General features: G+C 40.8%; 11 protein-coding genes and 2 pseudogenes. 10 read left to right on the top strand and 3 right to left on the bottom strand.

All coding sequences use genetic code 11. From position 1 onward, the window contains the following. Nucleotides 1-13: 13 nt before the first annotated feature. The 7 genes and pseudogenes from RMZ95_RS25775 to RMZ95_RS25745 all read left to right on the top strand — a co-directional run. Nucleotides 14-10,462 carry a non-ribosomal peptide synthetase/type I polyketide synthase gene (locus RMZ95_RS25775; RefSeq protein WP_322685932.1) on the top strand — a complete coding sequence of 3,483 codons (10,449 nt, stop codon included), beginning with the start codon at nucleotides 14-16 and terminating at the stop codon, nucleotides 10,460-10,462. 47 nt (nucleotides 10,463-10,509) lie between these two features. Next, nucleotides 10,510-11,295, top strand: a complete 786-nt coding sequence (locus RMZ95_RS25770; RefSeq protein ID WP_322672379.1) for an aspartate/glutamate racemase family protein — start codon at nucleotides 10,510-10,512, stop codon at nucleotides 11,293-11,295. A 25-nt stretch (nucleotides 11,296-11,320) separates the two neighbouring features. Further along, nucleotides 11,321-12,343, top strand: coding sequence for a hydroxyacid dehydrogenase (locus tag RMZ95_RS25765; RefSeq protein ID WP_322672378.1), 1,023 nt, complete (start codon nucleotides 11,321-11,323; stop codon nucleotides 12,341-12,343). Nucleotides 12,344-12,618: 275 nt separating this feature from the next. Beyond that, nucleotides 12,619-14,451, top strand: coding sequence for an ABC transporter ATP-binding protein/permease (locus RMZ95_RS25760; protein WP_322672377.1), 1,833 nt, complete (start codon nucleotides 12,619-12,621; stop codon nucleotides 14,449-14,451). Between the two features lie 210 nt (nucleotides 14,452-14,661). Continuing rightward, complete coding sequence (locus tag RMZ95_RS25755) at nucleotides 14,662-14,823, top strand: hypothetical protein (RefSeq protein ID WP_322685931.1); 162 nt, start codon at nucleotides 14,662-14,664, stop codon at nucleotides 14,821-14,823. A 103-nt stretch (nucleotides 14,824-14,926) separates the two neighbouring features. Beyond that, nucleotides 14,927-16,270 carry a glutamate-cysteine ligase family protein gene (locus tag RMZ95_RS25750; protein ID WP_322672375.1) on the top strand — a complete coding sequence of 448 codons (1,344 nt, stop codon included), beginning with the start codon at nucleotides 14,927-14,929 and terminating at the stop codon, nucleotides 16,268-16,270. 5 nt (nucleotides 16,271-16,275) lie between these two features. Next, nucleotides 16,276-16,662: pseudogene (locus RMZ95_RS25745) on the top strand (transposase); the annotation flags it as partial. Nucleotides 16,663-17,012: 350 nt separating this feature from the next. Here the strand turns inward: RMZ95_RS25745 and RMZ95_RS25740 are convergent. Beyond that, nucleotides 17,013-17,168 carry a hypothetical protein gene (locus RMZ95_RS25740; protein WP_322685930.1) on the bottom strand — a complete coding sequence of 52 codons (156 nt, stop codon included), beginning with the start codon at nucleotides 17,166-17,168 and terminating at the stop codon, nucleotides 17,013-17,015. On the opposite strand from RMZ95_RS25740, the gene RMZ95_RS25735 reads away from it, so the two are divergent. Then, complete coding sequence (locus RMZ95_RS25735; RefSeq protein ID WP_322685939.1) at nucleotides 17,116-21,228, top strand: CheR family methyltransferase; 4,113 nt, start codon at nucleotides 17,116-17,118, stop codon at nucleotides 21,226-21,228. The genes RMZ95_RS25740 and RMZ95_RS25735 overlap by 53 nt on opposite strands. Before the next feature lie 126 nt (nucleotides 21,229-21,354). Here RMZ95_RS25735 and RMZ95_RS25730 read toward each other — a convergent pair whose 3' ends face one another. Continuing rightward, the gene (locus tag RMZ95_RS25730; protein ID WP_322685929.1) at nucleotides 21,355-21,585 is read right to left on the bottom strand and encodes a transposase family protein; all 231 of its coding nucleotides are present in this window, start codon (nucleotides 21,583-21,585) and stop codon (nucleotides 21,355-21,357) included. A 60-nt stretch (nucleotides 21,586-21,645) separates the two neighbouring features. Here RMZ95_RS25730 and RMZ95_RS25725 point away from each other — a divergent pair. Further along, nucleotides 21,646-21,767: pseudogene (locus tag RMZ95_RS25725) on the top strand (IS630 family transposase); the annotation flags it as partial. 204 nt (nucleotides 21,768-21,971) lie between these two features. On the opposite strand, the gene RMZ95_RS25720 reads toward RMZ95_RS25725, so the two are convergent. Continuing rightward, a complete protein-coding gene (locus RMZ95_RS25720) occupies nucleotides 21,972-23,156 on the bottom strand; it encodes an ARPP-2 domain-containing protein (RefSeq protein WP_322685928.1) in 1,185 nt (394 codons plus the stop codon). 104 nt (nucleotides 23,157-23,260) lie between these two features. On the opposite strand from RMZ95_RS25720, the gene RMZ95_RS25715 reads away from it, so the two are divergent. After that, entirely contained in the window at nucleotides 23,261-23,632 is a 372-nt protein-coding gene (locus RMZ95_RS25715) for a four helix bundle protein (protein WP_322685927.1), read from the top strand. Nucleotides 23,633-23,896: the final 264 nt, after the last annotated feature.

The following is a 23,896-nucleotide window of genomic DNA, read 5'->3' as shown; positions in this document are numbered from 1 at the left end:
TTAAAAAAATTATATGGCTCAAACTACAGATTATAAAAAACTCATAGCATCAACCTTAACAAAAATGGAGGCAATGCAGGCTCGCATTACCGATTTAGAAACCAGACAAAGCGAGTCAATTGCTGTTATTGGGATGGGTTGTCGTTTCCCTGGAGGCATAAATTCTCCTGAAGCTTATTGGAATTCCTGTAAAGCCGGACTTGACGCAATTGTAGAAGTTCCTAAAAGCCGTTGGGATATCTCAAAATTTTATGCTCCAGAACCTACTCCCGGCAAAATGAACACTCGTTATGGAGGATTTTTACAACAGGATATTACAGAATTTGATGCCCGTTTCTTCTCCATATCTTCCCGCGAAGCAACCTCAATGGACCCTCAACAAAGGTTACTCCTGGAAGTGACATGGGAAGCTTTAGAAAACGCCAATTTACCACCAACTAATTTAGTAAGCGATCGCGTGGGTGTGTTTGTCGGTATAACTAGTGTTGACCACGCGATGACAGTCTACAAAAGCAACTATGATGAAATCGATTCTTTTTTTGGTACAGGAAACGCCCTAAGTGCCGCAGCAGGACGGCTATCTTATTTTTTAAACCTCCGCGGCCCTTGTATGTCTATTGATGCAGCCTGTGCTTCTTCACTGGTTGCCATTCACCAAGCTATTCGCAGCTTAAGAAATCATGAATGCGAACTAGCTTTAGTAGCTGGAGTAAATCTGATCTTAAATCCGGCAATTACGATTAACCTTTCCCAGTCGGGGATGATGTCTCCCGATGGTCGCTGCAAGACTTTTGATGCAGCTGCAAACGGTTATGTGCGGGGAGAAGGGTGTGGGGTTTTAGTCTTGAAACGCTTGTCTGTCGCCCAGAAAAATGGCGATCGCATTCTCGCCCTCCTCCGAGGATCTGCGGTCAATCATAACGGTGCAGCCGCCGGGTTGACAGTTCCTAGCGGCCCCGCCCAACAAGATTTACTCCGCCAAGCCTTAGCTGATGCCAGAGTCAAACCCCAGGAGGTAGGGTATATAGAAGCACATGGCACGGGAACTTCTTTAGGCGATCCTATTGAGATGAACGCCATCGCTGCTGTTTATGGAGAGCGATCGCAACCTCTTTACGTCGGTTCAGTTAAGACTAATATCGGACATCTCGAAGCCGCCGCAGGGATAGCAGGCACGATCAAGACAATTCTCGCCCTCCAGCATGGTGAAATTCCGCCTCATCTTCACTTTCAAGAACCTAATCCCCTGATTAATTGGCAAGGGTATCCAATTAAAATTCCCGGTCAAACAATACCCTGGTCTAACAATGGTGAACTCCGCATTGCTGGGGTGAGTTCCTTCGGTTTTTCTGGAACAAATGCTCATGTAATTGTCGAACAAGCTCCTGTTGGCAACACACCAGAAATTAAGCTGCAACGTCCGAGTCATCTGTTGACGATTTCCGCTCATAACGAAACAGCTTTAAAAGAACTAGCGCGACGTTTTTACACCCACTTAGAATCTCATCTAGAAATTGGAGATATCTGCCATAGTGCGGCAATGGGTAGATCGCCTCTAGCTGAACGATTGGCGATTGTTGCAGATACATTATCAGAATTGCAACAAAAATTAGCGACTTTTGCTGACGAAAAAACTATTGATAATTTTACTTTTTATCAACGTTTTGCAGGAGAAAAACAACCGAAAATTGTCTTTCTCTTCACTGGTCAAGGAGCTTGTTATGCAGGTATGGGTCATCAACTTTACCAAACCCAACCTACATTTCGTAAATATATTGACAAATGTGCAGATATTTTAGCGAATTATTTAGAGTATCCACTACAAGATATATTATTTGGCGATCGCACAGATTTACTCAATCAAACTGCATACGCTCAACCAGCTATATTTGCTCTAGAATATTCAGTTGCCATGCTGTGGCAATCTTGGGGAATCACACCAAGTTTACTAATTGGTCATAGCGTTGGTGAATATGTCGCAGCTTGTATTGCAAAAGTATTTAGTTTAGAAGCAGGTTTAGAATTAATTGTTAAACGTGGGCAATTAATGCAAACTGCGCCTACAGGAAAAATGGCTTCAATTTTTGCAGATGAAGCTACGGTACTTGATCTAATTCAAAACTATAGTAATACAGTTTCAATTGCAGCTATTAACCATCCTCAACAAATTGTAATTTCTGGAGAAAGTAATAGCGTTGATGAAATTGTAGCCAACTGCAAAAACCAAAAAATAGCTGTTCAATTACTATCAGTTGACGGTGCTTTTCACTCTCCATTAATAGAGTCAATTTTAGATGATTTTGAAACTGCTGCTCGTAGTATTTCTTACGAGCAGCCCCAAATTCCAATACTTTCAGGAATTAACGGACAAACTATAGCAAATACGCCCGATGCAAGTTACTGGAGACAACAATGCCGTCAACCCGTGCAATTTTTGCAAAGTCTGATTACGGCGTTAAACAAAGGGTATAACCTGTTTTTAGAAGTCGGTCCAAGACCAATACTTGCAGAACAAGGTCGCCGTTATAACGATGAAGTTATCTGGCTGAGTTCTCTCAATAGAGGTTTCGATAACTGGCAGACTATATTATCAACACTAGCCCAACTCTACATTCATGGAGTAAATTTTAACGCCGAAAAATTCAATGAAGATTACGGTTACAGAAATATTCAATTACCAAACTATCCTTTTCAACGAAAAAGGTTTCAATTTAAATCTGCTATTTCAGTCGAATCAAGTTCAATTAAAGAAGTGTCTGTAGAAAACGAGCTAATGGAGACCAAGATGACTGTAGCAAAAGTTTCAAATATCCAAAAACATCAGCAAGAAATCGGCAATCAGTTAAAGTCTATCTTGGCTCTGCTTCTAAAAGAAGATGAAAATGACATTAGAGATGATGAAACTTTATTAAATCTAGGAGCAGATTCAATTATTTTGACTGACTTTGCTCGTAAAGTTGAAGAAAAGTTTGGCGTAAAAGTTAAGATAGATCGATTATTTACCGATTTGCAAACAATTGCTGACATAGCTAATTATCTATCTGATTATATTGAACCAAAACCATTAGAAATATCTTCAGTAGCTACTATATTAAATGAAACCTCTAATAAAGTATCTAATTCTGACTCAGAATTAAATAATTATCTCTGGGTAATTTCCCAATTACAACCGATTAGTATTGCCTATATATTGAAAGCTTTAAAAGTATTAGGTAAAAAACTAAAGATAGCAGAAAGTTGGACAACAGAAAACTTATTACAAACTTTGCCTATTGCCCCAAAATATCATGTTTTAATTACTCGTTATTTAAAAACTTTAGAGCAAGCTGGAATTATTCAAAATCAAGGTAACATCTGGATAGTACAAAACCTACCTACGCCTTTTTCTTTACCAGAAGCTATAGAAAATCTGCAAACTACTTGTCCAGCAGCAAAACCTGAGTTAGAAATGCTGCAACGCTGTGGAGAAAATCTAGCAGAAGTATTGAAAGGAAATATAGATCCTCTAGAGTTAATTTTCCCAGCAGGTTCAGTGATTCATGCGGAAAGCATATATGGTAATTCTCCAGTATCTCGTTTAATGAATCAACGAGTAGCTCAAGAAATTAACTTCATTTTAAAGAGTTTTTCTAGTAGCGATCGCCCTTACCAAATTATCGAAGTAGGAGGTGGTACAGGTGCGACTTCAGAAGCAATTCTTAATGATTTAAATCTCAATTATGCAACTTATTCTTTTACCGAACTTTCTCCTGTTCTCCTGAATAAAGCACGACAAAAGTTTAAACACAGAGATAATCTCAACTTCCATCAATTAGATATAGAGAAATCACCAGTTTCTCAGGGACTAACAGCACATTCTTATCACATAGCTGTCGCTGCTAATGTGCTTCATAGTACCCGAAATATTACAGAAACACTAAATAATATTCGAGAATTACTACTACCTGGTGGTTATTTAGTACTACTAGAAACAGTAGAAAATAATTCCTGGCTTGATTTAACCTTTGGACTTACGCCCGGATGGTGGCGCTTTCAAGACAAAGAGTTACGTATAGATACTCCATTGTTAAGTGGAGAAAGTTGGTGTGCTGTTTTAAAACGCTGCGGTTTTGCCACTGCGGATAGTTTTTCTCAACAGAATAATACCAGCATCTACAATGGACAAGAGTTAATTATTGCTTCTACCTCTGCTGAAAGCCCTATTGTTAGCCAAGTTAAAACAGTACCATTATCAACACAAACCTCTGGCAAAGAAGCTTTAATGATGGCTCAACTACAATCTTTAAAAGACCTCAAAGATGTACATGAAAAAACCATTCTCAAGCAATTAGAAATACTCCAATCTGGATCTGTCGCACCAAGCAATACATCAGAAGTTTTAATTAACCAAACAGTTTCTAAAACAAGCAAAATAGAAACTACACCTTTGCCTCAAAAAATTAAAACTGATTCGCCTCAAAAAACTAGTTCTCCTAGTTTAAACCCATTAGCCTTAAAGCTGACTGAGAAGAAATCTTTAACAGAACAACAGCAAGCTTTTATCCAAAAACTAGAGATTATTTATAATCAAAAAACAGCAAAATCTAAGGCATATTCGCAAAACAGCCGAAAGACAATGGTTGATGTTAAACCTACCATTGATTTCCGCATGGCTTTAAAAGAATTTCAGTATCCCATTGTCTCAGAATCAGCCCAAGGTGCATATTTTCGTGATATCGATGGCAATGATTACATCGACTTAGCAATGGGGTTTGGTGTTAACTTTTTTGGACACAGTCCTGATTTCGTTATAGAAGCAGTTCAGCAGCAAATGCAACACGGAATCGGATTAGGAATGCAGTCTAATATTGCAGCAGAAACGGCTGCTTTAATTTGTGAAATGACAGGTGTGGAGCGAGTCGCTTTTAGTAATACTGGTACAGAAGCAATTATGGCAGCAGTTCGTATTGCTCGTTCGCGGACAAAACGCCAAAAAATTGCTTTATTTTCTGGTTCTTATCACGGTACTTTTGATGGCATTTTAGCAAGAGTTGGAGAGGAGCCAGGAACTGCTCAACCATTAAGTCTCGGTACACCATCAGGAATAGTTGAAGACGTAATAGTTCTTACTTACGGAGCCGAAGAAAGTCTAGAAATAATTGCTGCTCAAGCTGATAATTTAGCAGCAGTTTTAGTAGAACCTGTTCAAAGCCGTAAACCCGATTTGCAACCTAAAGAGTTTCTGCAAAAATTACGAAAATTGACTCATGAAAAAGATATTGCGCTAATTTTTGATGAAATTATTACTGGATTTCGGATAGCTCTAGGAGGAGCGCAAGAATGGTTTGATATTGACGCAGATATCGTAGTTTACGGTAAGGCTATTGGTGGTGGTTTGCCTATCAGCACGATCTGTGGCAAAGCAGATTTTTTAGATACAATTGATGGCGGTTTCTGGAGTTATGGAGATAATTCCCATCCACAAACAGAATTAACTGCTTATGGTGGAACTTTCTGTCGTCATCCTTTAGCTTTGGCAGCTTGTCGCGCAGTAATGCTACATTTACGCGAACAAGGTGCAACGCTTCAAGAAAGGGTAAATCAATTAACTAATCGATTAGCTACTGAAGTTAATCAGTTCTTTCAAGAAATAGGAATTCCTATCCGCATTGTTAATTTCGGCTCTTTATTTCGCTTTGAACCTTTTGGAGCTTATAGTCTTTTCTTACAACCTATTGAATTACCACTCTTTTACTACTTACTGAATGTCAAAGGTATTTATACATGGGAAAAACGAGTTTGTTTTCTCTCCACTTACCATACCAATAAAGATATAGATAAAGTAGTAACTGCTGTCAAAGAAGCAATTATAGAACTGCGACAAGCGGGTTTTTTTGAAAATGCTAAACCACCGCAAGCAAAGAAAAGAGAAGAAAGCGATCGCTCTGACGATGAAGATGGTAGGAATAATTTAAACCAGAAATTTTCTACCAATGAAGCGCAACGTCAGCTTTGGTTATTGGCAGAATTAGACACAACCGCTTCAGCATCATATAACGTTACTACTTCTTTAGAATTGCGTGGTTCTTTAAATATTTCATCTTTGCAGCAAGCGATTAATGAAGTAGTCAACCGCCACGAGGCATTGCGAACCCAAATCTTAGAACAAGGCGAACTCCAAGAAGTTATCAATAGTGTCAAAATTGACCTACCGTTAATTAATTTAATAGATGAAGATAACCCGGAAGCAAGTGCTTTAGAATTAAGAACTCAGTTGTCTCAAAAACCTTTTGATTTGAGTATCGCTCCTTTATTTGCAGCTGTACTGATGCGTTTAGCACCCGAACATTATCTGCTATCTTTAAAAACTCATCATATCGTTGCAGATGGTTGGTCATTAGGGCTAATTTTGAATGAAATTGGCAAACTTTATTCAGCAAAAATTGGTGTTGTTACAGACTCTTTAGCGCCACCAATGCAGTTTCGCCAATATTTAGCTTTGCGACAGCAAGAAGCACAAAGTTCACAAATGCAAGAGCATCGTGATTTTTGGTTAAAAACTTATGAGGGAGAAATCCCTGTATTTGAGCTGACTACTGACTTTCCTCGTCCGGCTGTCAAAACTTATACAGGGGGTAGAGAAAGTAAAATTATTGCTCCTCAACTGTGGCAAAATTTGCAAATTGTAGGACGCAAAAATCAAGCGACATTATTTATGACAATGTTCGCTGCTTACACAGCTTTTCTGCGTCGAATTTCCGGTCATGATGATTTAGTGATTGGTATTCCCATTTCTGGACGACAATTTGAAGGCAGCGAAACATTAATTGGCTTTTGTTCGCAATTTTTACCAGTTCGTATTCAGACAGATATTACTACTTCTTTTGTTGCACATCTTCGTCATACAAAAGAAACACTCATAGCCGCTTTTAAACACCAAAGTCACGCTTTAGAAGAGTTATTAGCAGCCTTGCAATTACAACGGGATTTTTCTCGTTCTCCCTTGATATCCGTATCTTTCAATATGGATCCTAATTTAACTCTACCTAAGTTTGAGGGATTAAAAGTATCGCTACCACCAGAGCCAATTGGCTACACTCCTTTTGATTTAGGCTTTAATTTCATTGAAGTCAATGATGCACTCATTATCTACTGCAACTATAATACAGAACTTTTTAAACCGGAAACTATCAAACAGTTTCTAGAAAGTTTTGAAATTTTAATGGAGGGGATAATTAAAAATGCCAATGGTTTGCTTTCTGAGTTGCCTTTATTAACACAAGTGCAACAGAAACAATTATTGGCAGAATTAATCGGCCCAACAATAGAATTACCTGAAAATTATACCATCATTGATGACTTCATTGCTCAAGTCAAATCTACGCCAAATGCACCAGCATTAATCGTTGGAGAAACGACTCTTACATATCGAGAATTGAATGATAAAGTAAATCGTTTGTCTAATTATTTACATGAGATATATCACATTACTTCTGGGAAAGCGATCGCATTAGCGCTCGGACGCAATCAAAACTTAATTATCGGCATTCTGGCTACTTTTAAAACTGGGGCAACTTATGTGCCGATAGACCCTCAATATCCTAGTAGCCGCATCGATTTTATTTTAAAAGATAGCGGCTGTGATATTTGTCTCACGGAGAGTAATTTTGTCTCCCAATTCCCTCAAGAAATCGAAGCAATTTGTTTGGATCGAATCGATCATATTTTGGCAGATTTTGATATCACTGAGCCGAAAGTTAAACCAGACTCTAGCCAAATTGCTTATATTTTATACACTTCTGGCTCAACAGGAAACCCTAAAGGAGTTATGGGTCGTCATATCTCTATTTTGAATGTAATTCGGAGTTTACGACTCACATTTGACTTAGATAAACATCCTGAATGGCGCTATATTTTCACTGCACCTGTCACCCACGATCCATCTTTTCGTAATATCTTTTTACCTTTGACAATAGGTGCTGCTTTATATATGTACGAGGTACAGCATATAGGGCATTTAGTTTCCTTTTTACAAGAAAACCAAATTAATGCACTGCACACAACGCCATCTATCTATCGAGAAATCTTAAATGTACTCGAACCTGAAGAAACTATCCCTAGCTTAAAATATATCTCTTCAGGGGGAGAGAAATTAGATAAAGCAACTGCGATCGCTTTACGAAAACGCTTCCCAGCGAAAATTATCAGCAATGTCTATGGTTCCACAGAAACTTGTGTTGGCGTATCTCAATATACAATCGATGAAAATTTAAATACAGACGTACCTCTTGGTCAGGTTTTCCATAACAATCGATTATTTGTCCTGGATGAATTCAATAACACCGTACCTCTGCATATAGTAGGTGAAATTTGCGTAGAAGGTGCAGCATTAGCCGCTGGTTATCGCAATCTTCCCCAAATCACCAAGGAAAAATTTCAATCCAGCTTTCTCAATCCAGAGAAAATTCTCTTTAGAACAGGAGATTTAGGTAAACAAATTGCCCCAGGTGTGATTGAATTTATGAGGCGAAAAGATAATCAAGTTAAAGTAAATGGCTATCGTATAGATCCAGGTGAAATTGAATACCAACTTAGCCGTTATGCCCAGATTGAGAGAGCAATTGTGTTACCGACATTAAATAATCAAACTCAGTTATCTGCCTATTGTCAAACTGATAAACAGATAGAAATTTCAGAAATCAGAGAATTCCTCTCGAATTTTTTGCCAGTTTACATGATTCCTACTTCCTTTGTCTTTTTAAAGCAATTTCCTTTAACTAGACATGGCAAAATTGACTTGCGATCGCTTGTCGAAATCAAGGAAACAGGTAAATTAACCCAAATAGCTTACGCCGCACCGCGTAATACTTTAGAGTCAAAGCTAGTCAATATTTGGGAAAAGATTCTCACTAAACATCCTATAGGTATTTTTGATAACTTCTTTGAAATTGGTGGACACTCTCTGTTACTTTCGAGAGTAGTAAATCACGTTCATAAAGAATTAAATGTGTTAATCAAATTGGCTGACTTCTTTAAAGTTCCCACAATCGTCGGATTAGCAGATTTAATCTCTAAAACCCAATACGATTATCAAAAACCCATACCAGCAATAACTCAGCAAACATCTTATCCTATGTCTTATGGGCAACGCCGCCTTTGGGCTTTAGAATTTCTCGATCGCAACCATAATGCCTACGAAATGCCTAGTGCTTATCAATTCAACGGGGATTTAAATATTGCTGCTTTTGAAAATGCTTTTCAACATTTGATTCAACGCCATGAAATTTTGCGTACTACGTTTACCTTAATAAATAATGAACCGCGTCAAGTAGTACACGAGCAAATGGATTTTGCAATTAAACAGATAGACTTAATGGAATATGAAAAACCAGAAAATATCATTGTTGAAGCTATTTGCAACAACGCCAAAACTACTTTTAATTTGGAAACAGGGCCTTTACTCAAGGTTAACTTACTAAAACTCAGTGAAGAGAGTTATATAGTTCTGTTTAATATGCACCACATCATTTCAGATGGGTGGTCAGCAGGCGTTTTAATTAAAGATTTCCTCGCACATTATCATGCCTACGGACAACAAAATGTAGAATTACCACCACCTTTGAGGATTCATTATAAAGACTATAGCTACTGGCAAGACCAGCAGTTGCAAACGTCAAAACTACAAGCACAACGCGATTACTGGTTAGCTAAATTAACTCCTACTCCGGCGCGTCTTGACTTACCTTTAGATCGTATTCGGCCAGCAGTGCAAAGTTTCTCAGGAACTGCGACGATTTGGAAGCCAAAGCCAGAATTAATCAAGGATTTTGAGTTATTAATCAAAACTCAAGAAGCCAGTTTATTTATGGGCTTACTGACTTTAGTCAAAAGTTTTCTCTTTCGCTATACCGAACAAAATGAGATTACAGTCGGCTCTCCCATCGCTGGACGAAATCATCCCGATTTAGAAGAACAAATAGGCTTTTATGTTAATACTTTAGTTTTACGCGACCAAATAGCAGCAGACGAGAGTTTTGCTACTTTACTTGCAAAAGTGAAAATAACAACAATAGAGGCGTATGATAACCAAGAATATCCCTTTGACAAACTAGTATCAGATTTAAATTTAAAACGCGATCCTAGCCGTAATCCCCTATTTGATATTGCAGTTGTACTGCAAAACAATCAAAATGTAGATTTAGCTTTAGATAGAATTAGTGTTAACTCTATTGTTCAAGAAATTGTCACTGCTAAATTTGATTTAGAATTCACTTTTGTAGACGAAGGAGAACTATATCTGAAATTAATTTACAACACAGATATATTTGCCAGCGAACGTATTTCCTTGATTCTCAAGTTGTTAGAAGGTCTTCTAGAAGAAGTAGTAAAATCTCCTGACACACCATTATTAAAGCTATGCGATCGCACAGAGAACCCCGAACGTGAAGATAACAATCTTTTCGCTACCAATTTTAATTTTTAGTCATCTACACAGTTCAACCATAGTAATCACAAATTTTGAGGATATTTATGAATAAACTACCAGTTCTTGGAGTTTTAGGCGGAATGGGGCCTGTAATTACTGTTGAATTTCTTAAAACCATTTATGAATACAACCAGTATATCGACAACGAACAAGAAGCACCCAACGTTATTGTTTTCTCACTTCCCTCTGCACCAGATCGCACGACTTCAGTTCATAGTGGAAATGAAAGAGAATTCATTGATTTTGTGCAAATACATTTAGAAAAACTTAATCAATTAGTCGATCGCATAGTGATTGGTTGTTGCACTGCTCATTATGCTTTGGCTCATCTTCCAGAGCATCAGACTAATAAAGTAATCTCCTTAATTAAAATTGCAGACCAACAACTGCAAGAACATGATGAGCCTGCCCTTTTACTTGCAGGTACAGGTACTTACAAAAAAAAATTGTTTGAACGAGGTTGTACTGCTGCGAATCAAATTATTTCTCCAGATGAAAAAGATCATCGTTTGATTCATGAGATGATTTTTAAAGTATTAAAACGAGGACAAAACCCACTAGCAATTCTTGAAGACGTTCAAAAGTTGTTAAATAAATATAAGACTCGTTCCTTTATTTCTGGTTGTACAGAATTTCATATCCTAGCCAAATATCTCAAGTTAAATGGCATTGATTCTATTCAAGCGATCGACCCTTTAATTACTATTGCTCAAAACTTGTCTCAGCTATTAGAGCCAACCGCATCTAATTCTAATAATTCTAATTTAATTCTAGAAAGTATGAAACTACCTCAACAATTATATCCATCGCCCATAAACTCTTTTGTGTGAAATAATTTAATCTAGGAGAAATTGTATGACAGCTATTTTCCCCCAAATTTCAGCAACGAATACTAAAACTCACAAAGTTCTTTTAATCGGGAGAATGTATGACGAAACAGGTGAAAAACTCCTTGAGGAACACACTAATATCGAAATTATCAAAGAACCGACTAAGAATAATATCAATGATGCTATTCAAGACGCATCTGGCGTATTTGTCCGTTATCCTACTAAATTAGATGCCCAATCAATTCAATTGGCAAAAAAATTAAAAGTCATCAGTACATCTGGATTTGGAACTGATGCCATCGATATTGCTGCTGCAACAGAACAGGGAATTGTCGTAGTCAACAACCCAGGGTTGTCAACAACTGCTGTTACAGAACACACGATTTGCATGATTTTATCTCTTGCAAAAAATTTGAGTTTCCTCAATCAGTGTGTGAAAACAGGAAACTATTTAATTCGTAATCAGATACAACCAATTCAAGTAGAAGGAAAAACACTTGGTATTGTTGGTTTGGGAAGAATTGGTAGTGCTGTTGCTAAAATTTGTAGTACAGCATTTCAAATGCGAGTTTTAGCCTACGATCCTTATGTTCCATCCAATAAAGCCCAAACAGTAGGTGCAACTCTAGTCAAAGATTTAGATTATCTTCTGGCTGAATCTGATTTTGTATCTTTACATCCTGAGCTAACCGATGAAACTCATGAAATGTTTGCTCTGGAAGCTTTTAAGAAGATGAAATCTACTGCTTTTTTGATCAATACCTCTCGTGGGAAGATAGTTCGTGAAAAAGATTTGGTTGTAGCTCTACGCGAAAAATGGATAGCTGGAGCTGCACTAGATGTGTTTGAGCCTGAACCCCCATCTATAGATAATCCTTTATATAACTTTGACAATGTAATTTACTCACCTCATCTAGCTGGAGTTACACCTGAAGCTGGTATGGCTGCTGCACTTTCCGCAGCTAATCAAATACTTCAAGTGCTTCAAGGTGAAAAGCCGCTTCACATCGTCAATCCTGAAGTTTGGAACAAGTTTCAAAACTTGTAATAGTATTACTTGCAAACTGCCGTAATCTAAATGGAAAAATAGTTCCAAGTGCTGAGTCATGAGTGATAAACTTCACTTATTACTCAGCACTAAAAATTACTAAGTTTAGCAAGAAAGACAGAAGGAATACTGTCCTTGTATAGCTTGCCACGATCGCTTGCAAGCAAGGATTTAAGCCCCATCTGCAATCAATGTAAGTTTAGAGCCTACACTGATTGCAGCCTCCTGCCTCCTGCCTTATTCACTCAAACAAGATTTCCGTTTATTGATAAAACATGTCAACCCAAGTTATTCAAAATCAATCATTAACAAATACTTCTTCCGGTTTTACTCGATTTTGGGAAAATGTCAAAGCGATCGCCGGGCCTTACTGGTATCCCACAAATCTCAACGGAAGAGCATTTTCAGATGTGATTCAGGCATGGGGAATGCTCGTTCTCCTAATCTTATTAATAATTGGACTTGTGGGCGTAACTGCCTTTAATAGCTTCGTCGATCGCTATTTAATCGATGTCATTATTCAAGATAAAGATACTTCTAAATTTTTTAGTACGTTATCACTTTACGGTCTTGGGCTGCTCTTAATCACGTTCTTGACAGGATTGACTAAATTTGTCAGAAAAAAAATTGCCCTTGATTGGTATCAATGGCTTAACCAGCAGATTTTAGAAAAATATTTTAGCGATCGCGCTTATTATAAAATCAATTTTAGCTCCGATATCGATAACCCAGATCAACGTCTATCCCAAGAAATCGAACCTATTGCCAGGACTGCTCTAAATTTTTCAGCTACTTTGTTTGAAAAAATCCTGGAAATGACGACTTTTTTAATAATTCTTTGGTCAATTTCCCAATTTGCTGTAGCATTTCTGCTTACTTATACGATTATAGGCAATTTGATTGCTGTTTATTTGAGTCAAGAATTAGATAAGATTACTCAAGAAGAACTTGAATCTAAAGCTGATTATACATATAGCTTAACTCATGTTCGTAACCATGCTGAATCGATAGCTTTTTTCCGGGGAGAAAACCAAGAATTAAATATCATTCAGCGGAGATTTAATCATCTTTTTAAAAATTCTGAAAGTAAGATTGATTGGGAAAGAAATAAAGACATTTTTAACAGAGGATATCGGTCTATTATCCAAATATTTCCTTATTTAATATTTGCACCTGTATATATTCGAGGTGAAATTGATTTCGGACAAGTTAGCCAAGCAGTTGTAGCTTGCAGTATGTTTGCTAATGGGCTGGCAACATTAATAGATGAATTTGGAACTTCTGGACGATTTTCCAGTTATGTTGAGCGTTTAGCTGATTTTTCAGATGCTTTAGAAACAGTAACTAAACAACCAGAAAATGTCAGTACCATCAAAACAATCGAAGAAAATCATCTCGCTTTTGATGATGTCACTTTACAAACACCGGATTACGAACAGGTGATTGTCGAAGATTTGTCGCTGACTGTTCAAGCAGGAGAAGGTTTATTAATTGTTGGCCCTAGTGGTCGAGGTAAAAGTTCTCTGTTAAGAGCGATCGCTGGTTTGTGGAACGCAGGAACCGGTCGTCTGGTGCGACCTCCCCTAAAAGAATTGTTGTTTTTGCCTCAACGTCCTTACATCATCTTGGGAACTTTGCGCGAACAGTTACTCTATCCGAATACAAACCACCAGATGACCGACGCAGAACTTAAAGAAGTATTGCAACAAGTTAACTTGCAAAACTTGCTTAGTCGAGTAGACAACTTTGATACAGAAGTTCCTTGGGAAAATATCTTATCGCTGGGAGAACAACAACGCCTAGCTTTTGCAAGACTATTAGTTACCCGTCCTAGCTTTACTATATTAGACGAAGCAACCAGCGCTTTAGATTTGAAAAACGAAGGAAACTTGTATCAACAGTTACAAGAGACAAAAACAACGTTTATCAGTGTTGGGCATAGAGAAAGTCTATATGATTATCATCAATGGGTTTTGGAACTTTCACAAGATTCTAGTTGGCAACTTCTAACCGTGCAAGATTATCGAAATCAAAAAGCAAGCATTACTAAACCCGCCACAAATACTCAAATCAAAATAAATGAGTCTTCTAAGGATAAACCCCAATAGCAGTAAGCGGTCAGAAGGTATAAGCTTTACGGTCAATTGTGCCAATTAGTGAAAAATTAAAAGCGATCGCTGGGAAAAAAGCGATCGCTTGACTATTTCAACCGAACAGAATGGTTAGTTGCTTGTTATTAGCATACTATCTTGTGCTTACACAACTCAAAAAACTTGCACAGAAACATCGTTCCAATATTTCTAGAATATAGAGGGAATATGGCTACAATTAGTTCAGAAAACCAGCATTTAACTGAATGGCAAGGCAGTGGCGTTGACGAAGAAATCTTTCACCTCAATGTGCGATCGCCGCTTTTGTTCAGTATCCTTTGCGATCGCGTAATCGCCATCGCTGTGCCTGCTAGTGACAGTACTGCTTAATCCTCTTGTGTTTCAGCTTTACAAGCGTACTATTCGTCACTTTATCCTTTAAGCTACATATAAAGTATTGGGCTGTGGCGGGATTACTCTTACGGAGGCCTAAATGGATCTAGTAAAGCGTCGTATTGGTCTTGAGCAAGAATTTTTTCTGGTAGATGAAGCTGGTCATTTGAGCGATCGCGCCGATGAGTTTTTAACAAGTTGCCAGTTAATGGCTCAAGCACAAGGTTTAAACCCAAAATACTTTGTGGCAGAGTTCGTCAAAAGTATGGTAGAAATTAACACGCCGCCTGCGGACACTGCCAAAGAATTAGGAAGAGTTTATCTTACAAATCTCAAATTAGCACTCTGTGCAGCGCAACAGATTGGTTTACGCCTTTATCCTTTGTCTAGCTATCCTTTGCATACTATGCCAGTTATGCGGGATCAGCCTAATTACCATATCCAAGCGCGGACTGTGGGCTATGAACAATTTTTACACGCCGGAAAATGTACAGGTACGCATCTGCATTTAGAAGTTCCGCCTGGGGTAATTGACCCTCGTGTTGCAATATCCTACAACTCAACATTGGCAGAGCGAGAAGAACTATTAAATATCTTTAATTTAGCTACAGCTTGTGACTCTGCACTGATTTCCCTGACGCGGGCGTGTCCCTTTTATGAGGGACAAGCGATTGGTCTAGCCGCGCACACAATTCGTTATCGGGGTAGCGAAATCTTTGGTTGGGAAGGAGTTTACACTCATTTACAGCCTGTTGGCTCCCTTATGTCTTATGCCGAAAGTGTCGAAGGTTTAGTTGAACAGCAATTTGCTCGTTACTATGCTTGGTTACAAGCAATGGAAAAAGCCTCAATTGAACCGAATCTGTTCAAAGAAGCCGGAGGGGACTTACTCAAGTCAGCTTGGAATCCAGTTAGACTCAACAAACTCGGCACGGTAGAAATAAGATGTATAGATAGTAACTATCCATCAGTAATATTAGCAGTGATTACATTGCTTGAAAAAGCGGCTCATCGAGTCAGGTGCGAAAAGTTAACAGTCAGACCAGCTCAAGGGATGCAGATATTTGAACTAGTTGGCGATCGCCTGTATGTACCAGATTTTGAATATCTTAATGGGGAATTGCTCTATACATCAGCTACCGAGGGAATTAAAAACCCCAAAGTTAGAGCTTACGTCGATTCCATTTTGCAGTTTGCTATCAAAGATGGTGGTGAAGGAGCAAATTTTCTCCTAAAACTCAGCAGGCACCTCGATCGGTATCAGACGATAGAAGCCAGCATCTTGCAAGAGTTTACCCCAACAAATACTCAACTTTCGTTAGATGTCGGTTTGCGTTTAGTACGTTCTTGTTGTGACAAGCTAGAAGAACAGGTTTCATGGATAGATATAGAAAATCCCCTAGCAGCCTTAGATACTGATGAACGATTGTTGCTACAGCATTAAGGGACTTGTTATGGGGAGACGTAAACGGTTATGTTTGGGGCAAAACGAGCGAACGAGTATCAGTTCCTGTAGCCAACGCTCGTTGTAAACAAACTTATTTCGGGGCATTAGACTATAAAACAAAAGAATTTTTGATTTCCAAAGTAAAAAAAGCTAATTCTCACACGACAATAGGTTTTTTAGAATATCTTCAGTCACAACGAAGAGGTGCAAAAATTTTAATTATTTGGGACGGTGCTAGTTACCACCGTTCCGGGCAAATTAAAGAGTATTTAGACTCGCTCAATGCAGAATTAGAAACAGAACAATGGTTGATAACTTGTGAGCGTTTTGCCCCGAATGCTCCACAACAGAATCCTGTAGAAGACATTTGGTTACAAGCAAAAAGATTAGACTTCTTGCATAAGTCGGGATAAGGGGCGGGGGGAAGGGGAAAAAGTTCTGTATCGTCCCCTTCCCCTTTACCCTTTTCCCTCTCTTGCAAAAAGCACTTTTGCAAGAGTCCTAAGGAATAGTCTCGCTGGACTAGAATTGCAGTGCTATTCTGTGTTATTTGTATTTTCGACAATTGAAAATCAGGTAATTAAACGTGCAATTGGCTCTTGATTGCCTACTTTGGGGGGAAGATTAAGGCTGACCCAGTGCGATAGGATGAGGCTGACTTAGCACATTGCCCTGAGTTTGCGCCAATTATTTTGGCAAAAAATGCTCAAAACCCCGTTAATAAAAGGATCTCTGCTTTCTATCCATGAATTTCCCCCCCCCCCAGAGAAAATTCATTTGCACTGCCTCCAGGTGAACCGATCGATCCAGAGCAATTCCCTAAAACCGATGCTCCCTTTCCGATTGTTGGCATCGCTGCTTCTGCTGGGGGATTAGAGGCATTTACAGAACTCATTGCTCACTTGCCCACGGATACGGGCATGGCGTTTGTGCTAATTCAGCACTTATCTCCTGACCACAAAAGCTTGCTGTCTGAAATTCTAGGCAAAGTCACTACCATGCCAGTGCAGCAGGTGCAAGACCGAATGATGGTCGAGCCAAACGAAGTGTATGTGATTCCACCTAATACTGAGATGACGATTGTCGATGGTATGCTGCACTTGGCTTCGCGTCAGAAGATTGACGGCAAATATCTGCCGGGGGATGCGTTTTTTAAATCATTGGCAGCCAATTGCGGCAGCAAAGCGATCGCCATCGTGCTATCGGGTATGGATGGAGACGGTTCTCAGGGGTTGAAAGCGATCAAAGTAGCTGGTGGGGTGACGTTTGCTCAGTGTGAAGACACGGCAAGATTTGACAGTATGCCGAGTACTGCTGTGGCAACTGGGAACGTTGATTTTGTGCTGCCGCCAAAAGCGATCGCTAAACAAATAGCTGCCCTCAGTCGCAGCCTCTTTTTGTTATACTCAGAGCCACTGCAAGTTATAGAGAAGTTGTCCGAACCAGGCAATGCGCTGACCCGAATTTTTGCCCTGCTGCGAACAACGACGGGCGTTGACTTCACCGCTTATAAGCCCAGTACGATCGATCGTCGAATGCAGCGACGGATGCTGCTCTATAAGCTAGAAACCTTAGAAGACTACGCTTGGTATCTACAAGCACATCCGGCTGAAGTGCAAGCACTGTATGAAGAAATTCTGATTCACGTCACTAGTTTCTTTCGTGACCCGGAAACGTTTGAGCAGTTAAAAGCGCAGGTTTTTCCGGCGATTAGCCAAAACAAAACCGCAGCAAGACCGATTCGGGTTTGGGTGGCAGGCTGCTCAACCGGAGAAGAAGTTTACTCCCTCGGCATCTGCCTGTTAGAGTTTTTTAGCGATCGCGCCACCGTGCCGCCGATTCAGATTTTTGCTACCGATATTAGCAAAGCCGCCATCAACAAAGCTAGAGCCGGCTTCTACTTAGACAGCCAAATGGAGGGCGTTTCCCTAGAGCGCCGCGATCGCTTCTTTGTACCCCTGGAAAGTGGGGGCTATCAAATCAGCAGCGCGATTCGCGAACTGTGTGTGTTTGCTCGTCACAACTTAGGCGGCGACCCGCCTTTCTCGAATCTCGATCTGATTAGCTGCCGGAACGTGCTGATCTATCTATCCGATCCCTTGCAAGAGCGAATCATGTCGCTGTTTCACTACAGCCTCAACCCAACGGGCTTTCTGGTCTTGGGTACTTCAGAGAGCGTCAAAACTTCCTCAGAATTGTTTACTTCTGTAGATGAAGCGGCGAAGATTTATGGAAAGAAGCTGACTTCGACGCGATCGCTGTTTTCGTTTACGACTCCTCCTTTGCCGTTTGTCAGCGTCGCTCATCAGGATCGCGTCACTGAAACCATCGCCAGTACGTTGGATCTGGCACGAGAAATCGATCGGCTGATTTCAAATCGCTATGCGCCTGTCTCTGTTGTTGTTAACGACCAAATGCAGATTTTGTCTATGCGTGGAGACACCGATCGCTACCTGAAACTGACCCCTGGCAGTATCGACTTAAACTTGCTGCTGATGGCGCGAGAAGGATTGGCGATCGCCCTGCGGACGGCAATTTATCAAGCTCAAACGCAAAACGTTTCGGTTCGACAAGAACGAATTGAGATTAAATCGGGCGAACAATCCACGTTTCTCAATCTGGAAGTGATGCCGTTTCAGCCGACAACGGCAAACGCGGTTTATTTTCTAGTGATTTTTGAAGCGGTTTTACCTTTGGCTACTCCCCTCACTTCCACCCTGACTGAGCGGCGAGAGCTAGAAGACTTAGAGCGTGAAGTGATGCAGCTTAGGCAGTCGCTAGCCGCCGCAACGCAACGCGAACTTTCGGCGCAAACCCATCTGCAAGCGGTCATTCAAGAACACAACTATCTCAACCAAAGCCTGCGCGTAGCGAACGAAGAAATCCTGTCGAGCAACGAGGAGTTGCAAAGCACGAACGAAGAACTTCAAACGGCGAAAGAAGAAATTCAAGCCACTAACGAAGAACTTTCCACAACAAACGACGAACTTCGTAGCCGCAATCTGCAACAAAACCGAGACAATAGCGACCTGAACAACTTCATTGAGAGCATCAGCGTCCCCATTTTAATGCTGACCAATGATTTGAGAATTCGCCGCTTTACACCTGCCGCACAGCGCTTGTTCAATTTCATTGTTGCCGATGTCGGCCGACCGTTTCATGACCTCCGCACTGATTTTGACGTTTCTCATTTAGAAGCGATGACCTTAGAGGTACTGGAGACGCTCAACACCAAAGAACAGGAGATCCAAACTCAAGCAGGCTACTGGTATGCACTCCGCATTCGCCCTTATCGCACGACGGAAAATCAAATTGACGGGGTAACTATGGTTTTCCTCGACATTAACGCGCTCAAATGCCATGCCGAAGTGTTAGAAATTGCTCGTAACTATGCAGAAGCGATCGTCGAAACCGTGCAGATCCCGCTACTCGTGTTACAGTCCGATCTGCGGGTGAACACGGCCAATCAAGCGTTCTACAAAATGTTTCAGGTTACTCAAGCTGAAACCGAGCGAGCCTTCTTGTTTGAGCTAGGCAATCAGCAGTGGAATATTCCCGAACTGCGATCGCTTCTAGAAGACGTGTTAATCAACGATCATCAAGTTCAAAATTTTGAGATAGAGCATTATTTTGAACGGATTGGGCAAAAAACCATGCTGCTCAATGCCTGCAAGCTGCAACGAGACGACCAGACGGACATGATTTTGCTGGCGATCTCAGACATCACCAATCGCAAGCAGTTGGAAGTGGAGCGAGCGCAGCTATTACAAGAGCAAGTCGCCCGTCAGCAGGCAGAAGCCGCCAACCGAGCCAAAGATGAATTTGTCTCGAACCTCTCCCATGAACTCCGAAACCCGCTCAACACCATGCTGGGTTGGGCAAAAATGCTTCGCACGCGCAGCTTGAATGAAACAATGGTCACTCATGCCCTAGAAGTTATCGAGCGCAGTGCAAAATTGCAATCTCAACTGATTGAAGATATTCTCGACATTTCCCGCATCACCAGCGGTAAGCTGCTTCTCAACAGCCGTCTGATTGATTTAGGCGTGGTGATTCGATCGTCGCTCGAATCTATTCAACTCTCAGCCGAAGCCAAGAACATTCAACTTGTTTCACACTTGAATCCTGCAATGGTCATTGGGGATATCGATCGTTTACAGCAAGTCTTGTATAATCTGCTCTCCAACGCCATCAAGTTCACGCCGTCAGGTGGACGAGTCGAAATTGTGCTTGAGTCGATCGGGACTCAGGCTCAAATTCAAGTCAGTGACACCGGACAAGGAATTGAGGCGGACTTGTTGCCGCACATTTTCGAGCGGTTTCGTCAAGGAGACTCCAGCACCACCAAGGCAAAAGCTGGGCTGGGATTGGGGCTAGCGATCGTGCGTCATCTGATCGAACTGCACGGCGGCACGGTGCAGGCGGAAAGTCTAGGTAAGGGGCAAGGCGCGACATTCACCGTTCGGCTGCCGCTACAGAATCTCACCTCAGAGGTGACATCAGCGAGTGATGTAGAGCCGATGGCATTGATAGAAGCGGTCAATACTTCGGCTGAACCTGTGCCTGTTTTAACAGGATTGTGCGTTTTAGCCGTAGACGATGAAGTTGATACCCGCAATCTGTTCAGATTTGTGCTGGAAAGCTATGGGGCCCAAGTGCTAACCGTCGCATCGGCTAGAGCAGCCTTATCCGCTCTTTGCGAAAACCCCAATCGATTCAATGTGCTGATTTGCGATATTGGGATGCCCGAAAACGACGGTTACTGGCTGATTCGGCAAGTGCGATCGCTCAGTGCCGAAGCGGGCGGGCAAATTCCAGCCGTTGCCCTTACTGCCTACGCAAGTGAGGCAGAACGACAGCAAGCGATCGAAGCTGGCTTTCAAGTACACGTTGCTAAACCCGTTGAACCTGTTCAATTGGCATGGCTCGTGGCAAACTTGGCGGGACGAGCTTAGGGATTTTTAATTGAAGGAGGCAGGAGGCAGGGGGCAGGAGGCAGGTGGTCACTGAGCGTAGCCGAAGTGAGGCAGGGGGCAGGGGGCAGTAGTTCTGACTTTTCACGGTATCTGGAAAACCTCTCTCTAAATCTCTCCTTTTAGGCTTATATGAAAGTAGGTACGGTACTCTCTCCAGTATTCCAATGTCATCAACAATTGGTCTTCTAAGCTTAATTTACCCGGCCGCCCTGTTTTCTGTTTTGGCTGGCTGTGCGATCGCACTACCTCTACCATCTCGTTAAAAGTATCTGGACGTACACCACACAAGCGTTTAAAGTCCTCTGACTTCAGGCTCTTTACTTGTTCGTAGGTCATAGATGCTACCCAACTCTAACCTACTTGTCCCACGCATTTAGGACTTTTGCAAGAGGTCTATTGATTCGAGAAGTTTACTTTTTTGCCATTCGTTCTCTGTGGTCAAAGGGTTATTTGAGTTAGCGATTGATTGTCAAATTTTTGACTTTCCAAAGCTGCATGAATATAGTGTTTTCTCATGAATCATTTAGGATTTGTATTCACCCTGTTTGACTCAGTGTTATAAGCTGTCGCATCTGTAATTTTCCAGAGCATTACAGAGTTACCAATGGTGGCAGACCCGAAAAAGTCCAAATTATACGCACAACAGCTTACTTTTTCGGAAATTGACGAATGTATTGAAATTAATTTGTAAAAAAATAATGCTGAATCTTAGCAAGACAATATCACCTTTTACCCTTGACTTTTTTCAATGCTGCTTGTCTTATTTCTGCATTAAGCAAATAACCAAAACCCACCTTTTCTAAACGCAGCACAAATTCCTCTCGTGTATTGCCCAATTTACTAGCTGTAGCATCCAAATTCCAATTATGCTGGGCTAACTGACTCAGCAAATAAACTCGGCGAGTCTGCATTCCTGATAAGCGATAAGTCTTCAAATACTCCAATTCACCATTCTCTCGAATAATCGCTTCCCCAATATGATTTTCTTCGTTGGGGTTGAGGTCAGTAATAAATCGTTGTAACATGAACGAACCAGCAGTATAGACTTTTTGGGAAATTAACTTGCGTCCTAACAGTCCCTCTGCCATGAAACCCTGAAACGATGCCCAATCTGAACGCATATTTTGTACTGCTGCTCTCAAAGCTGTTAAATCATTAATTTTTGACTCATCTAAAGATACACTCATGGGAAAAGTCGTATCGTGCAGTAAAGCGTATTGGTACAATAACTCACCATAGAAATCTTCTAACAAGCTATTGTGCAGAAGTCGATAGTCTTCTGGTGTCGGTACTACAAAAGCTGATGCTAATGCTTCGGCAACAAATACCAATACCCCAACCTGTCGAGAGTGAATTTCAAATACCCGCAAAGCATCTTCAAGTCCAGCAATGTAACGTCCACTAAAAGAGCTTTCCATTCGGCTACCCAGCCCATGAGAAAGGGCATACTTAGAATATTCACTCCAGGCAATATCAGGGCCAGAGAAAAACATTGATAAAAAACCTTCCATTGCCAAGTGCAGTGGCAAAAATCTCAGTTGATTAGTAGATTCCCGCTTCACCATCCGGTGCATTAACCGGACACTGGCGCAACCATAGTTTAGCTGTTTACCATCTGTTTTAAAAAGCTGTCCCCCAAAAGCCCCCACAGGACTGCCGTCATTAGTCCAAGACAACACTAGTCCGTGAGGAACATAGGAAAAATATTTCATTCCTGGTGCTGTCATTTCTCCTGCTAAGGAAACAACTGCTAAATCTTCATCGTAGCTACGACGCAGCAAGCGCAAGTCGTTACGTACCTGATGGCGCAATAATGGCACAATCCGCACTGCTCCCCGTATTTGAGAAGGAGCAATTTCTAGTCCTTTAAGTGATATGTCTGCTAACAGATTGCTTTTGGATGCCATAGGATAGGGTGTGGGGTGTAGGGTGTGGGGTGTGGGGTGTGGGGTGTGGGGTGTGGGGTGTAGGGTGTAGGGTGTGGGGTGTAGGGTAAGTTAATATATAAGTTATGGGAAATTCCAAAATTCAATCTTACCAAGACTTAAAAGTTTGGCAGGAGGCGGTAAATCTAGCTGAAATTTGCTATCGTCTTACCAAAACTTTTCCCAAAGAAGAACTTTATGGAATGACTTCACAGATTCGTCGAGCTTCTGTGTCTATAGCAGCGAATATTGCTGAAGGGTATGGACGCAAATCCAGGGGAGAATATATCCATTTTTTATATATATCGCAAGGTTCTCTCAAAGAGTTAGAGACTCATTGGTTAATCTCTCAAAGAATTGAACTAGCTTCTTCTGAGACTACCAATAGTATTCTTAATCAATGTGAATTAGTTGGTAAACTCTTACTAGGTTTAATTCATGCTCTTAAAAGTAAATAAATTTTCTTGCTAGCAGGGTGTTGGGGGTAGGGTGTTGGGTGTGGGGGGAATTAAAAATGTGTTGAACTGCTTGACGTACTCGCATTCAATTGTCTTAAACACTACACCCTACACCCAACACCCCACACCCTACACCCTTAACATTTGCTTGACTCGCTCTGCTAAATATGATTCTAGTTCAGCTAAAGATGCAGAACCTTCAGCAAACCGGGCAAAGCCCAACATCGTAGGTAAATCTTCTGCATCCCGTAATCCTACTGTGGG

The organism is Nostoc sp. DedQUE07 (assembly GCF_034530975.2).
GTDB lineage: Bacteria > Cyanobacteriota > Cyanobacteriia > Cyanobacteriales > Nostocaceae > Nostoc.
This window is presented reverse-complemented; position numbering and strand designations above follow the sequence as displayed.